The sequence below is a fragment of the Streptomyces sp. PTY087I2 genome (assembly GCF_001687325.1).
Lineage (GTDB): Bacteria > Actinomycetota > Actinomycetes > Streptomycetales > Streptomycetaceae > Streptomyces.
In genome coordinates, this window is record NZ_LZRD01000037.1 from 35,056 (window position 1) to 53,196 (window position 18,141).

General features: G+C 69.0%; 15 protein-coding genes and 1 pseudogene. 15 read left to right on the plus strand and 1 reads right to left on the minus strand.

Translation table 11 applies throughout. The annotated features are described in order from the left end of the window. Positions 1-356: 356 nt before the first annotated feature. From A3Q37_RS30905 to A3Q37_RS30955, 11 genes are all read left to right on the plus strand, one after another. Positions 357-1,976 carry an ABC transporter substrate-binding protein gene (locus A3Q37_RS30905; RefSeq protein ID WP_065489650.1) on the plus strand — a complete coding sequence of 540 codons (1,620 nt, stop codon included), beginning with the start codon at positions 357-359 and terminating at the stop codon, positions 1,974-1,976. Positions 1,977-2,108: 132 nt separating this feature from the next. Then, positions 2,109-3,038 (plus strand): ABC transporter permease, encoded by a 930-nt coding sequence (locus tag A3Q37_RS30910; RefSeq protein ID WP_065489652.1) that lies wholly within the window; start codon positions 2,109-2,111, stop codon positions 3,036-3,038. Next, positions 3,031-3,987: an ABC transporter permease gene (locus A3Q37_RS30915; RefSeq protein WP_065489654.1), complete on the plus strand. Its 957-nt coding sequence runs from the start codon at positions 3,031-3,033 to the stop codon at positions 3,985-3,987. The genes A3Q37_RS30910 and A3Q37_RS30915 overlap by 8 nt, the downstream gene beginning before the upstream one ends. Positions 3,988-3,998: 11 nt before the next feature. Then, a complete protein-coding gene (locus A3Q37_RS30920) occupies positions 3,999-5,057 on the plus strand; it encodes an ABC transporter ATP-binding protein (RefSeq protein ID WP_065489656.1) in 1,059 nt (352 codons plus the stop codon). Then, complete coding sequence (locus A3Q37_RS30925; protein WP_065489658.1) at positions 5,050-6,198, plus strand: ABC transporter ATP-binding protein; 1,149 nt, start codon at positions 5,050-5,052, stop codon at positions 6,196-6,198. The genes A3Q37_RS30920 and A3Q37_RS30925 overlap by 8 nt, the downstream gene beginning before the upstream one ends. Before the next feature lie 164 nt (positions 6,199-6,362). After that, positions 6,363-8,000: an ABC transporter substrate-binding protein gene (locus tag A3Q37_RS30930; protein WP_065489660.1), complete on the plus strand. Its 1,638-nt coding sequence runs from the start codon at positions 6,363-6,365 to the stop codon at positions 7,998-8,000. Positions 8,001-8,103: 103 nt separating this feature from the next. Beyond that, positions 8,104-9,027, plus strand: coding sequence for an ABC transporter permease (locus A3Q37_RS30935; RefSeq protein ID WP_065489662.1), 924 nt, complete (start codon positions 8,104-8,106; stop codon positions 9,025-9,027). Beyond that, on the plus strand, positions 9,020-9,997 hold the full coding sequence (locus tag A3Q37_RS30940; protein WP_065489663.1) for an ABC transporter permease: 978 nt from the start codon (positions 9,020-9,022) through the stop codon (positions 9,995-9,997). Before A3Q37_RS30935 ends, A3Q37_RS30940 begins: the two co-directional genes overlap by 8 nt. Positions 9,998-10,010: 13 nt before the next feature. Then, positions 10,011-10,988: an ABC transporter ATP-binding protein gene (locus A3Q37_RS30945; protein WP_065489665.1), complete on the plus strand. Its 978-nt coding sequence runs from the start codon at positions 10,011-10,013 to the stop codon at positions 10,986-10,988. Then, entirely contained in the window at positions 10,978-12,207 is a 1,230-nt protein-coding gene (locus A3Q37_RS30950; protein WP_065489666.1) for an ABC transporter ATP-binding protein, read from the plus strand. The genes A3Q37_RS30945 and A3Q37_RS30950 overlap by 11 nt, the downstream gene beginning before the upstream one ends. Before the next feature lie 218 nt (positions 12,208-12,425). Beyond that, complete coding sequence (locus tag A3Q37_RS30955; protein WP_255311994.1) at positions 12,426-13,487, plus strand: hypothetical protein; 1,062 nt, start codon at positions 12,426-12,428, stop codon at positions 13,485-13,487. A gap of 39 nt (positions 13,488-13,526) precedes the next feature. Here the strand turns inward: A3Q37_RS30955 and A3Q37_RS30960 are convergent, their stop codons facing one another. Then, the gene (locus A3Q37_RS30960; RefSeq protein ID WP_065489679.1) at positions 13,527-15,653 is read right to left on the minus strand and encodes a S9 family peptidase; all 2,127 of its coding nucleotides are present in this window, start codon (positions 15,651-15,653) and stop codon (positions 13,527-13,529) included. Positions 15,654-15,847: 194 nt separating this feature from the next. Here A3Q37_RS30960 and A3Q37_RS30965 point away from each other — a divergent pair, with 194 nt between their 5' ends. The 4 genes and pseudogenes from A3Q37_RS30965 to A3Q37_RS37405 form a co-directional block, all read left to right on the plus strand. Then, complete coding sequence (locus A3Q37_RS30965) at positions 15,848-16,042, plus strand: membrane protein (RefSeq protein WP_006127350.1); 195 nt, start codon at positions 15,848-15,850, stop codon at positions 16,040-16,042. Positions 16,043-16,125: 83 nt separating this feature from the next. Continuing rightward, positions 16,126-17,046: an N-acetyl-1-D-myo-inositol-2-amino-2-deoxy-alpha-D-glucopyranoside deacetylase gene (gene mshB / locus A3Q37_RS30970; RefSeq protein WP_065489683.1), complete on the plus strand. Its 921-nt coding sequence runs from the start codon at positions 16,126-16,128 to the stop codon at positions 17,044-17,046. Beyond that, on the plus strand, positions 17,043-17,516 hold the full coding sequence (locus tag A3Q37_RS30975; RefSeq protein ID WP_065489685.1) for a DUF6113 family protein: 474 nt from the start codon (positions 17,043-17,045) through the stop codon (positions 17,514-17,516). Before mshB ends, A3Q37_RS30975 begins: the two co-directional genes overlap by 4 nt. Positions 17,517-17,691: 175 nt before the next feature. After that, positions 17,692-18,141 (plus strand): annotated as a pseudogene (locus tag A3Q37_RS37405) (hypothetical protein); the annotation flags it as partial.

An 18,141-nucleotide genomic window follows, 5' to 3' on the forward strand; every position in this document is an offset into this window, starting at 1 on the left:
GTGGGCCGGGCCTTCGTCAATCGCTTTTCCTGACCGCGGTGTCCGGATATCGGGGGTCGCTCTCCGGAACATGTGTTAACAGTCCGTTTCGGGCGTGTCTGTCTGGGATCGCTTTGTCCGGATTTCGGGCACACGAGAGGGTCTGATGTTGTCAAACCGAGACCCTTTAAGTGTGGTTTACAGCCCGGCCGTACTCAATAGTTGGCTCCATTGAGCTCGGGTCAATGGGTCACGCACTGTGGGGAGTGCCGACTCACGAGCACACTCGGGGCACTGAACGATCACCGTCAGGGGTGTCGGTGAATCTCTCCAGTGCCCTTCTTGTAGTCAAAAGTGGACTCATGAGGAGGAAACCCATGCGCGGTGCCAAGAGCGCCAAGTGGGTCGCGGGAGCGGCCGTCATCGCCCTGGCCGCGACTGCCTGTGGCGGTAGCGACAGTGGTGACGGAGGCAAGAAGAACACGTCGGGCCAGCCCGCCGGTTACGTCTCGATCGACGTCGGCGAGCCCCAGAAGCCTCTGATGCCGGCCGACACCAACGAGAGCAACGGCTCCTACGTCATCCAGTCGCTGTTCACCCAGCTGCTGGACTTCGACGACAAGGGCGAGATCGTTCTCACGAACGCCGAGTCCGTCGAGACCGAGGACTCCAAGACGTGGACCGTCAAGCTCAAGTCGGGCTGGAAGTTCCACAACGGTGAGGCCGTGACCGCGCAGTCGTACATCGACGCGTGGAACTGGTACGCCAACTCCAAGAACGCCCAGCAGAACGCGTTCTGGTTCTCCGACATCAAGGGCTACGAGGACGTCCACCCGGAGAAGGGTGAGCCCAAGGGCGACAAGATGTCCGGCCTGAAGGCCGTGGACGACACCACGTTCACGATCGAGCTGTCGGAGAAGGTTCCGTACTTCAACTACAAGCTCGGCTACGCGACGTTCGCGCCGCTGCCCAAGGTCTTCTACGACGACCCGAAGGCGTTCGGCCAGAAGCCGATCGGCAACGGCCCGTACACGTTCGAGAAGTGGACCCACAAGAAGCTCATCCAGGTCAAGGCCTGGGACGAGTACCAGGGCCCGAACAAGGCTGCCAACAAGGGCATCCAGTTCAAGAACTACTCGACCGTCGAGGCCGCGTACACCGACCTCGTCTCCGGCAACCTGGACATGATCCGCCAGGTCGGCCCGCGTGACCTCCCGAAGTACAAGACGGACCTCGGTGACGGCGCCATCGAGCAGCCGTACGCCGCGATCCAGACGCTCGTCCCGGCGTTCTACTCCAAGACGTTCAAGGACATCGACCCCAAGGTCCTCCAGGGTCTGTCCATGGCGGTCGACCGTGACACCATCACGAAGACCGTCCTGAACGGCACGCGTACCCCGGCGACGAGCTTCACGCCGCCGCAGGTCAAGGGCAACCAGACCCTCGACACGGACATCCTGAAGTACAACCCGGCCAAGGCCAAGGAGCTCATCAAGGCCGGCGGCGGTGTCCCGGAGAACAAGATCTCCATCCAGTACAACGCCGACGGTGGGCACAAGGAGTGGGTGACCGCTGTCTGCGAGTCCATCCGCAACGCCACCGGGATCGACTGCGTGGGCGACGCCAAGCCGGACTTCCCGACCGACCTCGAAGCGCGTGACAACGACGAGGTCAAGGGCTTCTACCGCGGTGGCTGGGTGGCCGACTACCCCGTCAACGTGAACTTCCTCAAGGAGCTCTACCACTCCAAGGCGGAGTCGAACAACGGTCGTTTCAACGACAAGGAAATCGACGAGCTGATGGCGAAGGGCGACAAGGCCGACTCCCTCGAGGAGTCCGTCGCCGCCTACCAGGAGGTCGAGAAGAAGCTGGTCGACAAGATGCCGGCCATCCCGCTCTGGTACTACGCGATCAACGGTGGTCACGGCAAGAACGTCTCCAACGTCAAGATCGACTTCCACGGTGACTTCGAGCTGACGGGCGTCACCACCAAGTAACACGCCTGCGGGTCATTCCCCAACTGGCCGTCATCCGCCCGTGCTGCCCATCGGCACGGGTCGGAGGCGCGGGGGTCGTCTCTGGCCAAGAGGCGGCCCCCGCGCCGCAGTTATCCCCACACGGAGGCACCCATGGGGCGCTATGTCGCACGACGACTGCTCCAGATGATCCCGGTCTTCATCGGTTCGACCCTCCTGGTCTTCCTGATGATGTACGCACTGCCCGGCGACCCCGTCAGAGCTCTTGCCGGTGAACAGCACGTAGACGCTACGCAGATCGCCGCTCTGAAGGCCCAGTACGGCCTCGACCAGCCGATCTGGCAGCAGTATTTGAACTACCTGGGCAATTTGTTCCAGGGTGACCTCGGTGTCCAGATCGGGACCCAGCGTCCCGTCGCCGAAGTCATCGCCGACGCTTACCCGATCACCGTGAGACTGGCGATCTTCGCCTTCGCCTTCACGGTCATCGCCGGGATCTCGCTCGGCATCGTCGCGGGCCTCAAGGCCGAGTCCCTCCGGGACCGCGGTCTGCTCGGCCTGACGCTGGTGCTGATCTCCATGCCGTCCTTCGTTCTGGGCTTCCTCATCCAGTACTTCGTCGCGTTCCAGCTCGGCATCGCCAAGCCCAACGTGAGTCTCGAACCCACCAACGGCGAGCTGATCATGCCGGCCATCGTGCTGGCGTCGCTGTCACTCGCGTACGTGGCCCGGCTCACCCGTACCTCGGTCGCCGAGAACATCCGCGCCGACTACATGCGTACGGCTGTCGCCAAGGGCCTGCCGCGCCGCCGCGTGATCGGCGTGCACCTGATGCGCAACTCGCTCATCCCGGTCGTCACCTTCCTCGGCACCGACATCGGCTCCCTCATGGGCGGCGCGATCGTGACCGAGGGCATCTTCAACATCAAGGGCGTCGGATCGCTCGTCTTCGAGGCGCTGTCCAAGCGTGAGGGCGCGACCGTCGTCGGCGTCGTGACGCTGCTCGTCATCGTCTACCTCGTATGCAGCCTGCTCGTCGACCTGCTCTACGCGGTCCTGGACCCGAGGATCCGGTATGCCTGACACCACCGCACTCACCAAGAGCACCGACGTTCCGGCCACGGCCGTCGACACGCCGCCCGCGACCGACGCCGGCCCCGCGCCCGGCAAGCCGCGCAGCCTCTGGTCGGACGCCTGGCACGACCTGCGCCGCAACCCGCTCTTCCTCGTCTCGATGGTGCTGATCCTGCTGCTCACCGTCATGGCGATCTTCCCGGGGCTGTTCACCAGCGCCTCGCCGCGGGACGCCAACCTGGCCGAGCACTACCTCCAGCACCCGAACTGGGGCCACTTCTTCGCCCCCGACTGGCTCGGCTACGACGGCCAGGGACGCTCGATCTACGCCCGCGTCATCTACGGCGCCCGCGCCTCGATCACCGTCGGCGTGGTCGTGACCATCGCGGTCACCGTCACCGGCCTGGTGATCGGCATGCTCGCCGGTTACTTCGGCGGCTGGCTCGACACGATCCTCTCCCGGATCACCGACGTCTTCTTCGGCGTTCCCTTCATCGTCGGCGCCATGGTCATCCTGACCACCTTCGAGGAGCGCTCCGTCTGGGTCGTCATCCTCTCGATGGCCTTCCTCGGCTGGACCTCGATCGCCCGTGTCGCCCGTGGCTCGGTCATCACGATCAAGCAGGCCGACTACGTGGTCGCCGCCAAGGCGCTCGGCGCCTCCACCACCCGGATCCTGACGCGGCACATCCTGCCGAACGCCATCGCTCCGGTGATCGTGGTCGCCACCATCGCGCTCGGCGGTTACATCGCCGCCGAGGCCACCCTGTCGTTCCTCGGTATCGGCCTCGCCGAGCCGACGGTCTCGTGGGGCATCGATGTGTCCGCTGCGAAGGACCAGCTCCGCAACGCGCCGTACGTCCTGGTCATCCCCTCGGTGATGGTCTCGGTCACGGTGCTGTCCTTCCTGATGTTCGGCGATGCGGTCCGCAACGCCCTCGACCCCAAGATGCGCTGAGGGAGGCGTTCGTGACCACCATCGACAAGACGGCTCACGTCCCCGCACCGCGGGAGTCCGTGAGTGGCGACGGTCCACTGCTCGACGTCCGCGACCTGCACGTGGAATTCCACACCCGCGACGGTGTGGCCAAGGCGGTCAACGGTGTGAACTACACCGTCAGCGCCGGTGAGACGCTCGCGGTGCTCGGCGAGTCCGGCTCCGGCAAGTCCGTCACCGCGCAGACCATCATGGGCATCCTCGACATGCCGCCCGGGAAGATCACGCAGGGCGAGATCCTCTTCCGCGGCCAGGACATGCTGAAGATGTCCAACGAGGAGCGCCGGAAGATCCGCGGCAGCAAGATCGCGATGATCTTCCAGGACGCGCTGTCCTCGCTGAACCCGGTCCTCTCCGTGGGCTACCAGCTCGGCGAGATGTTCCGCGTGCACCAGGGCCTGTCCAAGAAGGCCGCCAAGGCCAAGGCCATCGAGCTGATGGACCAGGTCAAGATCCCGGCGGCGGCGGCCCGTATCTCGGACTACCCGCACCAGTTCTCCGGCGGTATGCGCCAGCGCATCATGATCGCCATGGCGCTGGCCCTGGAGCCGGACCTGATCATCGCCGACGAGCCGACCACCGCGCTCGACGTGACGGTGCAGGCCCAGGTCATGGACCTGCTGGCCGAGCTCCAGCGCGAGTACAACATGGGTCTGATCCTGATCACCCACGACCTCGGCGTGGTCGCCGACGTCGCGGACAAGATCGCCGTGATGTACGCGGGCCGGATCGTGGAGACGGCCCCGGTCGACGAGCTGTACAGCCGCCCGGCCCACCCGTACACCAAGGGTCTGCTCGACTCGATCCCGCGCCTGGACCAGAAGGGCCAGGAGCTGTACGCGATCAAGGGCCTGCCGCCCAACCTCACGCGTATCCCCGCGGGCTGTGCCTTCAGCCCGCGCTGCCCCAAGGCACAGGACATCTGCCGCACCGACGTCCCGCCGCTCGCCCCGGTGACCGAGCAGGACGGCACGGAGCTGGCCGGCCGCGGCAGCGCGTGCCACTTCTGGAAGGAGACGATCCATGGCTGAGCTCAAGAAGGAGCAGGAGCCCGTGGACGCCACCCCGAACGTCTCCGAGGTGGAGACCGTGGACGCCGCGACCGAGGCGGAGGCCGTAGCCGCCATCGACGCGCCCGTCAGCCAGGGCGAGCCGATCCTCCAGGTGCGGAACCTGGTCAAGCACTTCCCGCTGACCCAGGGCATCCTCTTCAAGAAGCAGATCGGCGCGGTCAAGGCCGTCGACGGGATCTCCTTCGACCTGTACGCCGGTGAGACCCTGGGCATCGTGGGCGAGTCCGGCTGTGGCAAGTCCACGGTCGCCAAGCTCCTGATGACCCTGGAGCGGGCCACCGCCGGGGAGGTCTTCTACAAGGGCCAGGACATCACCAAGCTGTCCGGGCGCGCGCTGAAGGCGGTGCGCCGCAACATCCAGATGGTGTTCCAGGACCCGTACACCTCGCTGAACCCGCGGATGACGGTCGGCGACATCATCGGGGAGACCTTCGAGATCCACTCCGAGGTGGCCCCGAAGGGCGACCGGCGCCGCCGCGTCCAGGAGCTCCTGGACGTCGTGGGTCTGAACCCGGAGTACATCAACCGGTACCCGCACCAGTTCTCCGGCGGCCAGCGCCAGCGCATCGGCATCGCCCGCGGCCTCGCGCTCAACCCGGAGATCATCATCTGCGACGAGCCGGTCTCCGCGCTCGACGTGTCGGTGCAGGCGCAGGTCATCAACCTGATGGAGAAGCTCCAGGACGAGTTCAACCTGTCCTACGTCTTCATCGCGCACGACCTGTCCATCGTCCGCCACATCTCCGACCGGGTCGGCGTGATGTACCTCGGCAAGATGGCCGAGATCGGCACGGACACGCAGATCTACGACCACCCGACGCACCCCTACACCCAGGCGCTGCTCTCGGCGGTCCCGGTCCCCGACCCGGCGGCCCGCGAGGGACGCGAGCGGATCATCCTGACTGGTGACGTTCCGTCACCGGCGAACCCGCCCTCGGGCTGCCGCTTCCGCACCCGCTGCTGGAAGGCGGAGGAGCGCTGCGCGACGGAGGAGCCCCTGCTGGCGATCCCCGAGCGCTTCGTCTCGGCGGCCACCCCGGCCGCGCACGAGTCGGCGTGCCACTTCGCCGAGGAGAAGGACGTCGTACACGCGGCGTAACGCTCCCGCAGGTCGAACGACCGAGGCCCGGCCCCTTCCGAGGGGGCCGGGCCTCCGTCGTCTCCGCCGCCCTCCCGCCCGTACGGGGCAATCCCGCATGCGGTACGTCACGGTATGGGGTGATATGAGGCATTGAGCTACTCGATGACTCTAGGAGGCACTTCATGCGCGGAGCCACACACGTCAGGTGGGCCGCATGTGCGGTGGCCGTCGCCCTGGCAGCGACGGCCTGCGGCGGCGACGACGGCGACGGCGGTGGCGGCAGCGGCGGCGCCGACGGCATCGTCAGCTCCTCCTGGGGAGACCCGCAGAACCCGCTGGAGCCCGCCAACACCAACGAGGTCCAGGGCGGCAAGGTCCTCGACATGGTCTTCCGCGGACTCATCCGCTACGACCCGAAGACCGGCGAGGCCCAGAACATGATCGCCGAGTCCATCGACTCGACGGACTCCCAGAACTTCACGATCAAGCTCAAGGACGGCTGGACGTTCTCCAACGGCGAGAAGGTCACCGCCAACTCCTTCGTGGACGCCTGGAACTACGGCGCGGCGCTGAAGAACAACCAGAAGAACGCCTACTTCTTCCAGTACATCGAGGGCTACGACAAGGTCCACCCGGAGTCCGGTTCCGCCTCCGCCGAGACCCTGTCGGGGCTGAAGGTCGTCGACGACCTGACCTTCACCGCCAAGCTCACCCAGAAGTTCTCCCTGTGGCCCGACACCCTCGGCTACTCCGCCTTCGTCCCGCTGCCCAAGGCGTTCTACGACGACCACGACGCCTGGCTCTCCAAGCCGATCGGGAACGGCCCGTACACCATCGAGTCGTACGCCAAGGGCTCCTCGATGAACCTCCGCCGGTGGGACGACTACCCCGGCGACGACAAGGCGAAGAACGGCGGCGTCGACCTCAAGGTCTTCACCGACAACAACACCGCCTACACCGACCTGACCGCGGGCAACCTCGACCTCGTCGACGACGTACCCGCCTCCCAGCTCCGCAACGTCGAGGCCGACCTCGGGGACCGGTACATCAACACCCCCGCCGGCATCATCCAGACCCTGGCCTTCCCCTTCTACGAGAAGGAGTGGGACACCGACGACGCGCGCAAGGTCCGCCAGGGCCTGTCGATGGCGATCAACCGGCCGCAGATCACCGACCAGATCTTCCAGAAGACCCGCACCCCCGCGTCCGACTGGACCTCCCCGGTCCTCGGCGAGGAGGGCGGCTTCAAGGAAGGGCTCTGCGGCAAGGAGTGCACGTACAACAAGACCGAGGCCAAGAAGCTGATCGACGAGGGCGGCGGCATCCCCGGCGGCCAGCTGAAGATCTCGTACAACGCGGACACCGGCTCGCACAAGGAATGGGTCGACGCCGTCTGCAACAGCATCAACAACGTCATGGGCAACAACAAGGCCTGCGTCGGCGGCCCCGTCGGCACCTTCGCCGACTTCCGCGCCCAGGTCTCCACCCAGAAGCTCACCAGCGCCTGGCGCGCGGGCTGGCAGATGGACTACCCGCTGATCCAGAACTTCCTCCAGCCGCTCTACTACACCAACGCCCCGTCCAACGACGGCAAGTGGAGCAACGAGCAGTTCGACGACCTGGTCGACAAGGCGAATGCCGAGAACGACAAGGCGAAGGCCATCACCACCTTCCAGGACGCGGAGAAGATCCTCGTCACGGAGATGCCCGTCATCCCGCTCTGGTACCAGAACGGCAGCGCCGGCTACTCGGACCGGGTGGACAACGTCGCGCTGAACCCGTTCAGCGTCCCGGTCTACGAAGAGATCACCGTCAAGTGACGCGCTGAGCGACGCGGACGGCCGGGGCGCCCTGACACACCGGCGCCCGGCCGTCCGCACACTCCGTTCCCGGCAGTGCTCGAACCGACCCCCGGAGCCCCTCATGGGACGTTATGTGATCCGGCGGCTGTTGCAGATGATCCCCGTCTTCTTCGGCACCACGCTGCTGATCTTCCTCATGGTGAACGTGATGGGCGACCCCATCGCGGGCCTCTGCGGCGACCGCCAGTGCGACCCGGCCACCGCCGCCCAGCTGCGCTCCGAGTTCGGCCTCGACAAGCCGGTCTGGCAGCAATACCTCACCTACATGGGCAACGTGTTCACCGGCGACTTCGGCACCGCGTTCAACGGGCAGAAGGTCACCGAGCTGATGGGCACCGCCTTCCCCATCACGATCCGGCTCACCATCGTCGCGGTCGTCTTCGAGATCGTCATCGGCATCAGCCTCGGCGTCGTCACCGGCCTGCGGCGCGGCCGCCCCGTCGACACCACCGTCCTCATCCTGACGCTGATCGTCATCGCCATCCCCACCTTCGTCACCGGCCTGCTGCTCCAGCTCCTCCTGGGCGTCAAGTGGGGCATCATCAAGCCCTCGGTCTCCGCCGACCCCACCTTCGACGAACTCCTCGTCCCCGGTCTGGTCCTCGCCTCGGTCTCGCTCGCCTACGTCACCCGGCTCACCCGGACCTCGATCGCCGAGAACGCCCGCGCCGACTACGTACGCACCGCCGTCGCCAAGGGCCTGCCCCGCCGCCGCGTCGTCGTACGGCATCTGCTGCGCAACTCCCTCATCCCCGTCGTCACCTTCATCGGCACCGACGTGGGCGCGCTGATGGGCGGGGCCATCGTCACCGAGCGGATCTTCAACATCCACGGCGTCGGCTACCAGCTCTACCAGGGCATCCTGCGGCAGAACTCCCAGACCGTCGTCGGCTTCGTCACGATCCTCGTCCTCGTCTTCCTGGCCGCCAACCTGATCGTCGACCTCCTGTACGCCGTACTCGACCCGAGGATCCGCTATGCCTGAGCCGCAGACCCCGGACGAAGCGATCTCCCAGGCGGGCGCCGGCGGCGCGACGGACCTCGCCATGGAGGAGGGCACCAGCCTGGAGAAGAACCCGGACGGCCCCGACGGCACCGGGCCCGCCGGAAAGCCCCGCAGCCTCTGGTCGGACGCCTGGCGCGACCTGCGGCGCAACCCGGTCTTCATCATCTCCTCGCTGGTCATCCTCTTCCTGGTGATCATCTCGATCTGGCCCTCGCTCATCGCGAGCGGCGACCCCCTCCAGGCCAACCTGGACGACGCCCAGAAGGGCTCCGAGCCCGGCCACCCCTTCGGCTTCGACCCGCAGGGCCGCGACGTCTACACCCGCGTCGTCTACGGAACCCGCACCTCGGTGACCGTCGGCGTCTGCGCCACCCTCGGCGTCGCGATCCTCGGCAGCGTCCTCGGCGGACTCGCGGGCTTCTTCGGCGGCTGGTGGGACGCGATCCTCTCCCGCCTCACCGACGTCTTCTTCGGCATCCCCGTCGTCCTCGGCGGCCTGGTCTTCCTCTCCGTCGTCACCAGCTCCACCGTCTGGCCCGTCGTCGGGTTCATCGTCCTGCTCGGCTGGCCCCAGATCGCCCGCATCGCCCGCGGCTCGGTCATCACCGCCAAACAGAACGACTACGTCCAGGCGGCCCGCGCGCTCGGCGCCTCCAACTCCCGCATGATGCTGCGCCACATCACCCCGAACGCCATCGCGCCCGTCATCGTCGTGGCGACCATCGCGCTCGGCACGTACATCTCGCTGGAGGCGACCCTCTCCTACCTCGGCGTCGGCCTGAAGGACCCGGCCGTCTCCTGGGGCATCGACATCTCCGCGGCCTCCAACTACATCCGCAACGCCCCGCACATGCTGCTCTGGCCCGCCGGAGCGCTGGCGATCACCGTGCTCGCGTTCATCATGCTCGGCGACGCGGTGCGCGACGCCCTCGACCCCAAGCTGCGCTGAGGAGCCGGTTGCCATGTTGCTCGAAGTGCGCGATCTGTACGTGGAGTTCCACACCCGCGAAGGCGTCGCCAAGGCCGTCAACGGGGTCAACTACTCGGTGGCCGAGGGCGAGACGCTCGCCGTCCTCGGCGAGTCCGGCTCCGGCAAGTCCGTCACCGCCCAGGCCGTCATGGGCATCCTCGACATGCCGCCCGGCAAGATCGCCGGCGGGGAGATCCTCTTCAAGGACCAGGACCTGCTGAAGCTCAAGCCGGACGAGCGGCGGAAGATCCGCGGCCAGGAGATGGCCATGATCTTCCAGGACGCCCTGTCCTCGCTGAACCCGGTCCTCACCGTCGGCCAGCAGCTCGGCGAGATGTTCGTCGTGCACCGCGGCATGTCCCGCAAGGACGCCAGGGCCAAGGCCGTCGAGCTGATGGACCGGGTCCGCATCCCCGCCGCCAAGGAACGCGTCGGCCAGTACCCGCACCAGTTCTCCGGCGGGATGCGCCAGCGCATCATGATCGCCATGGCGATGGCCCTCGAACCGTCCCTGATCATCGCCGACGAGCCCACCACCGCCCTCGACGTCACCGTCCAGGCCCAGGTCATGGACCTCCTCGCGGAACTCCAGCGCGAGCTGAACATGGGCCTCATCCTCATCACCCACGACCTCGGCGTCGTCGCCGACGTCGCCGACAAGATCGCCGTGATGTACGCGGGCCGGATCGTCGAGACCGCCCCCGTCCACGAGATCTACAAGGCCCCCGCCCACCCGTACACCAAGGGCCTCCTCCAGTCGATCCCGCGCCTGGACCAGAAGGGCCGGGAGCTGTACGCGATCAAGGGCCTGCCGCCCAACCTCACCCGCATCCCGCCCGGCTGCGCCTTCAACCCCCGCTGCCCGATGGCCCAGGACGTGTGCCGCAGCGATGTGCCGCCGCTCTACGAGGTCGACGAACAGCGCCGCAGCGCCTGCCACTTCTGGAAGGAGACGCTCGATGCACGCTGACCGCGACGAGAGTGCGGGGACCGGCGGCGGCGCGGCCGGCTCCACCCTGCTCGCCAAGGCCCGCGAGGACGCCGTCCCCCCGTACGTCGAGGGCGACCCGATCCTCCAGGTGCGCGGCCTCGCCAAGCACTACCCGCTCACCCAGGGCATCCTCTTCAAGAAGCAGATCGGCGCCGTCCGAGCCGTCGACGGCGTCGACTTCGACCTGTACGCGGGCGAGACGCTGGGCATCGTGGGGGAGTCGGGCTGCGGCAAGTCGACCGTCGCCAAGATGCTCGTCCACCTGGAACGCCCCACCGCCGGAGCGATCCGCTACAAGGGCGAGGACATCTCCAAACTCTCCGGCCGGGCGCTGAAGGCGGTGCGCCGCAACATCCAGATGGTGTTCCAGGACCCGTACACCTCGCTGAACCCGCGGATGACGGTCGGCGACATCATCGGGGAGCCGTACGAGATCCACCCCGAGGTCGCTCCGAAGGGCAGCCGCCGCCAGAAGGTGCAGGACCTGCTGGATGTCGTCGGGCTCAACCCGGAGTACATCAACCGCTATCCGCACCAGTTCTCCGGCGGCCAGCGCCAGCGCATCGGCATCGCGCGCGGCCTCGCCCTCAACCCGGAGATCATCGTCGCCGACGAACCGGTCTCCGCGCTCGACGTCTCCGTACAGGCCCAGGTCGTCAACCTGCTGGACCGGCTCCAGGCGGAGTTCAACCTCAGCTTCGTCTTCATCGCGCACGACCTGTCCATCGTCCGGCACATCTCCGACCGGGTCGGCGTGATGTATCTGGGCCGGATCGTGGAGATCGGCTCCGACGCGGAGATCTACGACCACCCCACCCATCCGTACACCCAGGCGCTGCTGTCCGCCGTGCCCGTACCGGACCCGACCGCCCGCGAGCACCGGGAACGGATCATCCTGCACGGCGACGTCCCCTCGCCCGCCAACATCCCCTCCGGCTGCCGCTTCCGCACCCGCTGCTGGAAGGCGCAGGAACGGTGCGAGCTGGAGGTCCCGCTGCTGGCGGTGCCCGCGGAGTTCCGGCTCGTCGACACCCCGGCCCGGCACGACTCGGCCTGCCACTTCGCGGAGGAGAAGCATGTGGTGCCGACGGAGGACGAGTTGGAGATCCCGGGGCCCGCGGAGGCGCCGGGGCCGGAGGGTCCCGACGAGCGGCCGGGGTCCGGGGAGGTTCCGGGGTCCGGGGAGGGCGAAACGTGATGAACCGGCGTCCGGATCGTTAACACGTCGGCAACTCCGGCGTCGCCGCTCCGATATACGAACGCCCCATGCTGAACAGCGTACGGCCGTGCGGGTGCCGTGGTCCGGCCGGAGCGTCGTCCTGGCGCTCCGGCCGGTCGCCCGCCGACACCGGCCCGCCCCCCTCGCTCCTCCCGAACGCCCTTGTTCATCCGTTCGGGGCAATGGAGTATCAGCGGGTGACGCTTACACGGGGAGCAAGGATCACCGGCGCCGTTCTGTGCGCGGTGCTGGCGCTGATGGTCGCGGCCTGGATCGTGCGGGACATACGCGCCGCCGACGGACCGGGGCCGGTCTGGGACTACTGGTCGGGCACCGGGAGCCTCGGGGGCGCGCCGAGGCCCACCACATCGGCCACCAGCCTCGTGCTGCTGGTGGCGTATGTCGCCGCCGCCGTGGCGGCACTCCGGTCCGCCTCCGCCGCATCGGCCCTGGTCGTCACCGGCGTCGTCACCTTCGCCCTGCGGCTGCCCAGCACCTGGATCATCGCCGACGCCCCGGCCCCGGAGGAGCTCCGCGACCGGGCCCTGCTCACCACGTACGTCGTGCTCGCCGCCTCGGTCGCGCTGATCGTCGCCGGGGTGGCCGGCCGCCGTCCCGTACCGGAGGGCGAGGAGCGCCCCGCCGGTCCCGGACGCGGCGCGGGGGTGGCGGCCTTCCTGCTCCTCGGATTCCAGGCGGTGGTCTTCGCCGGCTGGGAGATCCGGCAGCCGTTCATCTATCCGTCCGAGCTCTACCCCGCGTGGTTCATCGGCGGGAAGCCCCTGACCATCTCGCTGACCGAGGGCCCGCCCGGCTGGGTCACCGGGGTGCACATCCTGATTTTCCTGGTGGCGGCCGTCGGCGCGGTCGCCGGGGCGGCCTACGCGCGACCACTCGGCCTGATCGGCGGCGGGTTCGTGCTCGCCTCCGGTGTGCTGGGCGTGACGCGCATCATCCGCTTCGAGATGTACGAGCGGTTCTTCGACATGAAGTTCGAGGCGCAGCTGAACATGCTGAGCTTCGTCTCCTCGCTGCTCATCGCGCCCATCGTGCTGCTCGTCCTCGCCCTCAAGGGCGGCCCCAGGACCCCCGGCGGCTCCCCGGGCCCGTGGGGCGGCGCCGGCCCCTGGGGCGTCCAGCCTCCCGGCTACCCGCCCGCCGCCGGCCCCGGCGTGCCGCCCCAGGCCCCCGGCCATCCGCCGGCCCCCGCCCCCGGCTTCGGGCCCCCGCCGCCCTCGTCCCCGCCGCCCCGCTCGTGAACCGGGGGCGGAGGGGGCGGACGGGGAACGGCGGGCGGCTCAGGCGCCGGACAGCCCCAGCGACCGCTTGAGGAAGTCCACCTGGAGCAGGAGCAGGTTCTCCGCGACCTGCTCCTGCGGCGTCATGTGCGTCACCCCGCTCAGCGGCAGCACCTCGTGCGGCCGTCCGGCCGCCAGCAGCGCCGAGGACAGCCGCAGGGCGTGGGCGACCACGACGTTGTCGTCGGCGAGACCGTGCACGATCATCATCGGGCGCGCCTCGGAAGCGGGCTCGGACAGCCCGTCGTCGGTGACGAGGGAGTTGGCCGCGTACACCTCCGGCTGCCGGGCCGGGTCGCCGAGATAGCGCTCGGTGTAGTGGGTGTCGTACAGCCGCCAGTCCGTGACCGGGGCGCCCACCACGGCCGCGTGGAAGACGTCCGGGCGGCGCAGCGCCGCGAGGCCCGCCAGGTAACCGCCGTACGACCAGCCGCGGATCGCCACCCGGGACAGATCCAGCGGGAACCGCCCCGCGAGCCCCTCCAGCGCCTCGATCTGGTCGTCCAGGGTGAGGCCGAAGTCGTCCCGTACCGCCTTCTCCCAGGCCGGCGAACGACCCGGCGCGCCCCGGCCGTCCGCCACGACCACCGCGAAGCCCTGGTCCGCGAACCACTGCGACGTCAGGTGCGGGTTGTGGGCGGCGACCACCCGGCGGCCGTGCGGGCCACCGTACGGATCCAGCAGGACCGGAAGGGGACCGTCCGACTCCTGGTAGTCCGACGGAAGCAGCACGGCGCACGGAATCCGCCGTGCGCCCCCCTCGGTGAGGGTCACGCGGGCGGTGAGCACCGGCTCCTGGGCGAAGCTCGCGATCCGGACGAGCCGCTTGCCGTCCCGTACCACCCACGCGGCGGTTCCGGGCTCCTCGGGAACGGCCGAGACCACCACCGACAGAGCGCCCGAGCGGACCGCGGAGTGCACACCCACCCCTTCGGAAATCCGCTCGATTCCCAGCTCGTTGACCCGGTACACATGGATCTGCCCGATCTCCGGCTCGACCGCGTCCTCACCGGCCACCGCCGAGATCAGGATGTCCGACTCCCCGATGTCCAGCACCGCCTGGACGTGCAGCTGCGACCCGGTGAGCGGCCGGTCCCCGACCGCCAGGACCCGCGCGCCGCCCTCGTCGGCGATCCGTACCAGCCGCCCGTCCGGCGCCCACGCGGGCACGCCGGGGAAAAGATCCAGCCAGACCGGGTCCTCGTCGACATGGACGATCCGGGTCGTACCGGTCTCCGGGTCCACCGCCAGATACCGCTGACTGCGCTGGTCACGGGCCTGCACCAGCAGCAGCGGGGCGCCCGCGGACGACCAGTGCACCTGGGCCAGGTACGGGAACGCCTCCCGGTCCCAGACCACTTCGGTGCGGTCCCCCTCCAGGTCCATGACGAAGAGCCGCACCTCGGCGTCGGGCGTCCCCGCCGCCGGGTAGGCGATCTCGGCCGGCCTGCGCTCGGGGTGCGCCGGATCGGCGATGTGCCAGCGCTGTACGGGGCTCTCGTCGGCCCGTGCGACCAGCAGCCGGTCCGACTCGGGCGCCCACCAGAAACCCCGGTACCGGTGCATCTCCTCGGCCGCGATGAACTCGGCCAGGCCATAGGTGACCTGGGGGTCCTCCGGCTCGGCCAGCGCCCGGTCGCCCTCGCCCGTCGCGTCCACCACCCGCAGCGCGCCCTTGGCCACGTACGCGATGTGCCGGCCGTCGGGGGACGGGCGGGGGTCGATCACCGGGCCCGGCACCGGCAGCGCCCGCGCGGTCCCGGCCCGCAGTTCGGCGACGTACACCTTTCCGGACAGCGCGAACGCGGCCAACTCCGCCGCCGCGTCCACCGCGTAGGAGACGATCCCCGCCGAACCCTCCCGGGTCCGCTCCCGCCGGGCCCGCTCCTGCGCCGACAGCTTCTCCGCCGAACCGCCCAGCAGGACCTCGGGATCGGCGGCGATCCGCTCCTCGCCGGTCACCGGGTCGAGCACCCACAGCCGGGTGGTCCGGTCCTCTCCGGACGTCGACCGGAGAAAGATCACACGTGTCTCATCCGGTGAGACGGTGAAGGCGCGAGGTGCGCCGAGAGTGAAGCGCTGGGTCCGGGCGTGCTGGCGGGGAAAAGACAGCTTCTGCGAGGTCATGGTTCTGAACCTAGTCGCGAACTCGGCCGCGCGGCACGGTCCGTGCGCCCCTCGTGCTGCCGTGCCCCGATCAATGCGTTGGCACGGATAGTTATGATCCGTAGCGCTCGGTGGGTAGGAAACCCGCTGACAACCTGCTGACTCCGTGTACCCCCGTTCCGACCGTCCGAACGTACCGATGGAGGTGAACCGCCGTGGCGCTCTCGATTTCGGCGGTAGTGCTGCTGGCGATCATCGTCTTCCTGCTGATCAAGAAATCGGGGCTGAAGGGAGGGCACGCGGTGGTCTGCATGCTGCTCGGCTTCTACATCGCGAGCTCGTCCATCGCACCGACCATCTCCGATCTGACGACCAACGTGGCGGGAATGATCAGCAGCATCAAGTTCTGATCCGGACGTCGGCCGCCGGGTGACGGCGGGCGGCGCGAGGGCGCGGGGGCACGGGGGGCCTCCGGGCTCGTAGGGTGGTCCCCATGAAGGACCTCCCCGCCCGCCGTCTGCTGCTCGTGCACGCGCACCCCGACGACGAGTCGATCAACAACGGCGCCACCATGGCCAGGTACGCGGCCGAGGGCGCCCACGTCACCCTGGTGACGTGCACGCTCGGCGAGGAGGGCGAGGTCATCCCGCCCTCGCTCGCCCGCCTCACCGCGGACCGGGACGACGTGCTGGGCCCCCACCGGGTCGGCGAGCTGGCCGCGGCGATGCGGGAGCTCGGCATCACCGACCACCGCTTCCTCGGCGGCGCGGGCCGCTACCGGGACTCCGGAATGATGGGCGCCGAACAGAACGGCCGCCCCGGCTCCTTCTGGTCCACCCCGGTCGACGAGGCCGCCGCCCACCTCGTCGAGGTGATCCGCGAGGTCCGCCCCCAGGTCCTCATCACCTACGACCCCGACGGCGGCTACGGCCACCCCGACCACATCCAGGCCCACCGCGTCGCGATGCGCGCCGCCGACCTCGCCGCCGACCCGGCGTACGGCTCCGGCGCACCGCACACCATCGCCAAGATCTACTGGAACCGGGTGGAGCGCGAGGCCCTGGAGGCCGCCTTCGACCGGCTGCGCACCACCGCGCCCGACACCTTCCCCGGCATCGCCGCCGTGACCGACGTCCCGGGTGTGACCGGCGCGGAGCAGATCACCGCGGAGATCGACGGATCGGCGTACGCCGGGGCGAAGTCGGCGGCGATGCGCGCCCACGCCACCCAGATCGCGGTCGACGGCCCGTTCTTCGCCCTCTCCAACGACCTTGGTCAGCCCCTGCTGACCAATGAGTGCTACCAACTGGTGCGCGGTGTTCGCGGCGTGGCCGGACCGGAGCGCGAGAACGACCTGTTCGCGGGCGTCCCGGGCGCCGAGGCAGCCCCGGACGCTGAGGGAGGCGTGGCGTGAGCGGCAACTCCAAGAAGGCCCGCGGCCGCGCGGACTCCTCCCACGCGCCGCGGCGCAACGCCCCGCCCCGGGAGCCCGAGCCCATCGGATTCGCCGCCCGGCCGAACCCGGCCCGGATCGCCGCCTACTTGGGCCTCGCGGTCCTCGGCGCGCTCGTCGCCCTCGCCGGAACCCTCGTCCAAGCGGCGTGGTTCCCGGGTGGGTTGATCATCGCCCTGCTCGGCTCCGGCGGCCTCTTCTACGGCGGCCGGATCCTGACCCGCACCCAGATCGGCGCGCTCGCCCCGGCGGCCGGCTGGTTCATCACCGTCTTCCTTCTGCTGAGCGGCCGGCCGGAGGGCGACTACGTCTTCGGCGACGAACTCGGCCTGGTGCTCTTCATGCTCGGCGGAACGGCCGTCGCTGTGATCTGCGCCACCACCTCCAAGGTGCCGCAATCAGCCATCCACAGTGGCCGGTCCGGTACATGAAGTGCCAAGTCCGGGTCGCCGACGACCCCCACAGGTGTGAGGCACGGGTGGAGGTTTCACCCGGGCGCGGAGTGTCCGACGGCGGCGGCCAGTATGGTGGTGCGCGCGCCGAGCCGTCCCCTGGCCTGCGGCATGGGGGAAGTACGGGCGGCGGAGCCAATCGGGAGAACCTGCTTTGAGTCGTGAAACTGACAGTTCGTCCTCCGGGCCCCAGGGCCGCGGCGGAGCCGCGTACCCCTCGGGTACGCCGCCGTACGGATCCCGCCAGTATCCGTCGCTCCACCCGTCGCAGGACGGCTCTGACGAGAACCCGGAATCCGTGGATCCGCCCCGGCCCGAGGAACCGAAGACCGAGACGACGCTGACGACGCGCATCCGGATCAACATCCCCGGCTCGCGTCCCATCCCGCCGGTCGTCATGCGTACGCCGATGGCGGAGAGCGACATCTCCGGCGGCGGCCGCTCCGACGCGGAGCGCACGGGCGCGACCCCGCGCCCCGGCACGCCGCCGACCGCATCGGGCGCCGGTGCGCGGGCGAGTGCCGGTGGGGGTTCCGGTTCCGGCGCGGGTGCCGGGTCCTCGGACCGCTCCGGCGGCCCGAGCGCCGGCTCCAGCGGCGCCGCG